This is a genomic window from Amaricoccus tamworthensis, assembly GCF_049800875.1.
Classification (GTDB): domain Bacteria; phylum Pseudomonadota; class Alphaproteobacteria; order Rhodobacterales; family Rhodobacteraceae; genus Amaricoccus; species Amaricoccus tamworthensis.
The window spans coordinates 1-5,870 of the sequence record NZ_JBNAFV010000036.1; the positions used below are offsets into that span (position 1 = coordinate 1).

Consider the following 5,870-nt stretch of genomic DNA (forward strand, 5'->3'; position numbering starts at 1 on the left):
TGGCATGATCGAGGCATTACGTGTTCTGAAAACCTGCAGGAAAACAGCAGTCTCCGCCCGCCGCGTTGCCCTTCAGCTTATCCAGAACAACATTGTGAGCGCCCCGGATCACCTGCGAGAGCAACTCCGTTCCATGAGCCGGATGCAGCTGATCCGAACACTTGCGGCATGGCGACCCGATCTGACGGACAGCGGGAATGTAACATCGGCCTATCGGATCGCACTGAAATCGCTCGCACGCCGGTATCTCGAGCTGACCGATGAGGCCGCTGACCTCGATACCCTGATCAGGGAAATCGTCGACAGTTTGGCACCGGACCTGATTGCCCGGCCATCAATAGGGTATGAGACCGCGGCACAGCTTTTGATAACCGCTGGCGATAACCCGGAGCGTTTGCGGTCGGAGGCAGCGTTTGCCGCACTCTGCGGGGTCAGTCCTGTTCCCGCTTCATCAGGAAAAGTACAGCGTCACCGTTTGAACCGGGGCGGAGATCGGGCAGCCAACTCTGCCCTCCACATCATCGCCATAGGCCGTCTGCGAACCGACGCGCGAACGAAAGTATATGTTGAGCGTCGGGTCGCAGACGGCCAGTCAAAAATGGAGGCAATCCGATGTCTGAAGCGCTACATTTCCCGGGAGGCCTACCACATCATCCGAAAACGAAACCTCGAGATCGCGAAAACCAAATCAGCACTTGACTGTTAGAAGGGCATCCAGGGTTCGCAATTCACCAGCACCGACTTCACCGGGGTGTTGCGCGCAGCATCGGTGAAGATATCCGTGGACGGTCGAGGCCGCTGGATTGGCAACCGGATGATCGAACGTCTCTGGAGGTCGCTGAAGTACGAATGCGTCTACCTGAATGCCTTCGAGACCGGTTCCGGGGCCCGCGAAGGCAGCGGCAACTGGATCAGCTGTTACAACGAGAGGCGTCCGCACTCATCGCACGGGCTGCTGACGCCGACGGAGGAATATGATAGCCGACCCGTGAGCCTGAAAACCGCCGCCTGACATGAAACCCGTGCTATAGCTTAGCCCGGCGGAAAACTGGTCGAAAAACCGCAACCACCTCTCGATAGTTGAAACGCGGAGAGCCCTTTCGATGCGTTCATAAAGAGGCAAATCGCACCAAGCAGGTCGAGAAAGGGGAGCTTGCGGGGCGTAAAGATCGTGCCTGACGTCACGCTAGATTGCCGGTGACACGCTGCGCATTTGAACCGGCGCCTGGTGGACAGATCGTAGATGTCGAGGCAGCCGCAGGTCGGGCAGACCGTCGCGCCATCCGTCTCCGGCCAGCGCAATCGACAGAAACGACCATATGCCGCATCTTCCCCGTGCGAAAAGATCGACTTCAACGACGGGGTTCGCGCCGCCGCTGACAGAAGGAAATGCTGTGCCATGCGAACCTCCGAAGGTCAGAATGTGCACGTATTGTTCTGATAAACGCGTCCCATCAATGGGTTAGTGCATCTACTGCCTAAGACCGAATTGAACTGATGCGGTGGATGCCCCCACCCGACGGCATCGAATGTGCCATAACGGTTTCTTAGGAACCAACGCGAGGGAGGCATCCATGTCAGATATTAGCATATTGGCGATTGATCTTGCCAAGGGCAGTTTTCAGATTTGCGGCGTCAAGGCTGACGGCACTGTTGTTTTCAACAAGTCGGTTTCGCGACCAAGGCTGTATCAGCTATTGGCGGAGCAAGCGCACTGCGCAGTAGCGATGGAGGCCTGTGCGACGTCGCATCATTGGGGCCGTGTTGCCCAGTCGTATGACCATGAGGTGCGGTTAATCCCCGCTGCCTATGTGAAGCCGTTCGTAAAGCGCCAGAAGAAAGACCGTGCCGACGCCGAGGCCATTGCCGAAGCAGCCAGCCGCCCGAGCATGCGTTTCGTGGCGGTGAAGAGCACTGAGAAACGAGGGCGCGCCGTCGCCTTCCGAACACATCAGTGTTTTGTGCGTCAGCGGACCCAGTTGATCAACGCGTCGAGGGGGCATCTGGCTGAGTTCGGCCTGGTGGCACCCAAAGGTCCGGCGAGCTTGAAACTGCTGGAACAGGCGCTTGCTCAGCCTGATGTGGATTTACCCAGTCCAGTGCGCGAGATGGGCGTGCTCTACCTTGAGCAGATCGGCCGCCTGACCGAGCTTGTCGAGCAGCTGGCTGACGAGCTTGAGCGCGCCTCAAAGACCGATGATGAGTTGCGGCGGCTTAGCACCGTGCCGGGCATCGGGCCAGTCACTGCGGGTGCCATTGCCGCCTTCGCACCGGATCTCTCGACCTTCGATAGCGGTCGCAACTTTGCTGCATGGCTGGGTTTGGTGCCGCGACAAAGGTTAACGGGCGGCAAAGCCCGGCTTGGAGCCGTCAGCAAGATGGGGCAATGCGACATCCGCAAGCTCCTGATCGTCGGAGCCATGAGCGTGATCCGATGGGTTGTGCGCATGGGTGGCAGCGCCAATCGCTGGCTGGCCAATCTGGTCGCGCGCAAGCCCCGAATGGTGGCAGCCGTGGCGCTGGCCAACAAGATGGCCCGCATGATCTGGGCGATGACGACGAAACAGGAGAATTACAGAATGGCGTGACCCTGATCCTCGGACTGGGAAACGGCATGGCCGCAAGGCCTGGGCAAGGTGATCGACCGACGGAGTAAGCAACACGGACTTCAAAGTTCAAGGCGAGGCCACCCAGTCCCGGGGCTCGAGCGTCATAGCTCTCTGAACCGATGTGGGCCTTGCCTTCCGAACAGCATACCGGCCCGTGGCGCCAGACAAGCCACATCATGAGGCCTGACACACGAACGATTGAAGCCCAGCCCAACCGTCGAAAAATCAGCTTGCAAAACCGGGGGCATCCACACACGCCCCGGGTTTGCCGGAGGCTCCAACTCCTGAGTGGGATGGAGCATCATGAGCAAGACGACGAACAGGTAATCCCCCGAAATGCGCGAGCGTGCCGTTCGCATGGTTCTGGACAACGCCGGGCAGCATGAGAGCCGCTGGTCGGCGATCCTGTCGATTTCCTCGAAGATCGGTTGCGCGCCGCAGACGCTGAACAAGTGGTTCAAGAAGACCGAAGTCGATCGGGGGGACCGCGCCGGTATCACGACCGAGATGGCCGAGAAGTTGAAGGCACTGGAGCGCGAGAACCGCGAACTGAAGCAAGCGAACGAGATCCTGCGGAAGGCTTCGGCGTATTTTGCCACCCTCTCGGCCGATTGTTTCTCAATCGCCTGCCGGGCGCCGGGACGGAGCTCGACCGCCAGTCCAGGACATGATCGCCTTTATCGAAGAGCACCGTGACACCATCGGGGTCGAGCCGATCTGCAAGCACCTGCCGATTGCCCCGTCCACGTTCTACGATCACATGGCCAAACGGGTGAACCCTGATCTTCTGTCGGATCGGGCGAAGCGGGATGTGACATTGAAGCCCGAGTTCGAACGCGTCTGGGAACAGAACTATAAGGTCTATGGCGTTCGCAAGGTCTGGCACCAGATGCGCCGGGAAGGCTTCGTTGTGGCCAGATGCACGGTGGCGCGGCTGATGAAAGAACTGGGCGTGGAAGGCATCATCCGTGGCAAGAAGCATAGGACGACCATCCCGGACAAGTCTCAGCCATGTCCGCTGGACAAGGTGAACCGTCGGTTCAAGGCACCTGTTCCCAACATGCTGTGGGTCAGCGACTTTACCTACGTGGCGACATGGCAGGGTTTCGTTCACGTGGCTTTCGTCATCGATGCCTTCGCGCGTCGCATCGTGGGCTGGCGGGTCAGTCGAACGGCCCATGCCGGGTTTGTTCTGGATGCTTTGGAGCAGGCCGTGCATCAGCGGCAACCTGGATCGGGCCTGGTTCATCATTCGGATAGTAAGTTTATTCAGGCCGGTCTGGCGGGGCGGTCTGACCCTCACAGCGATGGACCGTTATCGTCACTGGTGCTGCAGGGCATCCGGCGTGGTCTGACCCACACTCAGATCGACGTGACGTGTCTTTCCGCGGACCTGTCGACCGCCCGGACCGTCCTGCAGGGAGGGGGGGTTCCCCGCGCAGCACGGTGACCCGAGAAGGGCCTGACATTTGTCACGTTACTGTCCTGTCCCGGCGGATGCGGATGGAAGTCCGGTTGAAGAGACGGGAGGATAAAATGGACGGGACACAAACGGCACAATCGATCACTGGTGGTGTGGATACACACAAGGATCTGCATGTCGCTGCGGTGGTGGATGACCACGATCACTTACTGGCCAGTGAAAGTTTCGCCACGACGCGACAGGGCTACCGGCTGATGCTGGAATGGATACGCTCGTTTGGCGAAATCCGCCGCGTCGGGATCGAGGCAACAGGGACATATGGTGCCGGCGTGCTGCGATATTTCCAGAAAGCCGGGGTTTCGGTCATGGAGATCACCGGACCGGACAAACATGATCGCCGTGCCCGGGGAAAATCCGATACGCTGGATGTTGAGGCTGCAGCCCATGCTGCCTTCGCGGGGAAACGAACCGTCACACCGAAGACGCGCGATGGAATGACAGAGGCATTACGGGTGCTTAAGGCCGTCCGGAAAACAGCGGTACAGGCCCGTAGAATTGCGCTCCAAATGATCGGCAACACGATTGTCTCAGCGCCGGATGCGATGCGCGACAGTGTTCGTCACATGACACGCATGAAACAGATCCGCACCTTGGCTGCCTCGCGGCCGGACATGACCGGTTTTCGTGACATGGAGACCGCCTACCGGATTTCCCTGAAGTCTCTGGCCCGGCGCTATCTCGAGCTGCACGATGAGATCGCTGATCTGGATGTAATGATCTAAAGCGTTTTGCGTTTAATCTGAGGCATACCCTGCAGCTTTGAGGAAATTCCAGCACTCCTGCGGGTCGAACAGATCGCAGATGTCTCCGAGCGCCTGAAACAATGTTTCAAAGGTTCTGGCGCCGATGCGTCGCAGGTGGGCTTTGAGCTTCGAGAAGGCCATTTCGATGGGATTGAGATCGGGACTGTATGCGGGCAGGAACAAGAACCAGCAGCCGCGCTCTTTCAGGGCTTGTGCCGCACGCGGGCTTTTGTGGGTGGACAGGTTGTCGAGGATCACAACTGTTCCGGGTTCGAGCGCCGGGGCCAGTTGGGTTTCGATGTAAGTGTCGAAGGCCGGACCGTTCATGGCTCCCTTGATCACCCACGGTGCGATCAGGGCATCCTGCGTCAGCCCTGCGATGAAGGTCTGCGTGCCCCATTTGCCAAAAGGTGCCCCGGCATAAAGCCGCTCACCGACAGGGGCCCGACCGCGCAACCGTGTGAGGTTCGTCTTCACGGCAGTTTCATCGATAAAAACCAGCCTGTGCGGCTCCGCGCGCATACGGGGCTGGCGGCGCTTGATCCAATCACGGCGGGCCTGGAGCAACGCCGGTCGGTCACGTTCCGCCGCGATCAGTCCTTTTTTTATATGACAGTCCGGCGCGTTCGAGCGCGCGGTGCAGCGAGGAGAGCTGTACTTCCACGCCATGTGTCTCTGCGAGGGCGGCGGCCAGTTCCTTGAGCGTGATGTCCGGTTCGGCCTGCACGATCTCCAGCAAAAAGTCCCGGTGCGGGGCGAGTTTGCCGAACCGGCCGGCGGTACGACCTTGCGGCTTGGGAACCGCCGTGCCGTGTTTACGGTGCTCCGCTGCCAATCGCACCGCCGTGGCTGCGCTCACACCGAACAGCCGCCCCGCTGAACGGGCCGAATTGCCCTTAGCGACGTAGGCGCAAATCCGTTCCCGAAGGTCCAAAGAGTAAGGTTTGCCCATGATCCACCTCCAAACAGAAGTGAATCAGACGAAGGCGGGCTTGTGAATCCCAATTCGATTCAGATCAAACGCAAACCGCTTTA

General features: G+C 59.4%; 3 protein-coding genes, 4 pseudogenes and 1 other annotated feature. Of the genes and pseudogenes, 5 read left to right on the forward strand and 2 right to left on the reverse strand.

The window, feature by feature from the left end:
* Together ACP15P_RS23005 and ACP15P_RS23010 are read left to right on the forward strand one after the other, a co-directional pair.
* On the forward strand, positions 1-706 hold a 706-nt coding region (locus ACP15P_RS23005; RefSeq protein ID WP_424929514.1), incomplete at its 5' end, for a transposase.
* Positions 707-715: 9 nt separating this feature from the next.
* Positions 716-1,012: pseudogene (locus tag ACP15P_RS23010) on the forward strand (integrase core domain-containing protein); the annotation flags it as partial.
* Positions 1,013-1,044: 32 nt separating this feature from the next.
* Here the strand turns inward: ACP15P_RS23010 and ACP15P_RS23015 are convergent.
* Positions 1,045-1,401 (reverse strand): annotated as a pseudogene (locus ACP15P_RS23015) (transposase); the annotation flags it as partial.
* Between the two features lie 173 nt (positions 1,402-1,574).
* On the opposite strand from ACP15P_RS23015, the gene ACP15P_RS23020 reads away from it, so the two are divergent.
* The 3 genes and pseudogenes from ACP15P_RS23020 to ACP15P_RS23030 all read left to right on the forward strand — a co-directional run.
* A complete protein-coding gene (locus ACP15P_RS23020) occupies positions 1,575-2,588 on the forward strand; it encodes an IS110 family RNA-guided transposase (RefSeq protein ID WP_424930760.1) in 1,014 nt (337 codons plus the stop codon).
* A 357-nt stretch (positions 2,589-2,945) separates the two neighbouring features.
* Positions 2,946-3,867, forward strand: a pseudogene (locus ACP15P_RS23025) (IS3 family transposase); the annotation flags it as partial.
* Positions 3,242-3,351, forward strand: a sequence feature (AL1L pseudoknot). (Overlaps the previous pseudogene by 110 nt.)
* 278 nt (positions 3,868-4,145) lie before the next feature.
* Positions 4,146-4,811: pseudogene (locus tag ACP15P_RS23030) on the forward strand (IS110 family transposase); the annotation flags it as partial.
* Positions 4,812-4,826: 15 nt separating this feature from the next.
* Here ACP15P_RS23030 and ACP15P_RS23035 read toward each other — a convergent pair.
* Positions 4,827-5,787, reverse strand: a protein-coding gene (locus ACP15P_RS23035) for an IS630 family transposase (RefSeq protein ID WP_424926437.1) whose coding sequence is annotated in 2 segments (ribosomal slippage) — positions 4,827-5,441 and positions 5,443-5,787 — 960 coding nt in all. Because the reading frame shifts where the segments join, the coding sequence is not laid out codon by codon here.
* Between the last annotated feature and the right edge of the window lie 83 nt (positions 5,788-5,870).

Coding starts and splice junctions, on each gene's coding strand:
- ACP15P_RS23020 (WP_424930760.1), top strand. CDS start 1,575: ATGTCAGATATTAGCATATTGGCGATTGATCTTGCCAAGGGCAGTTTT.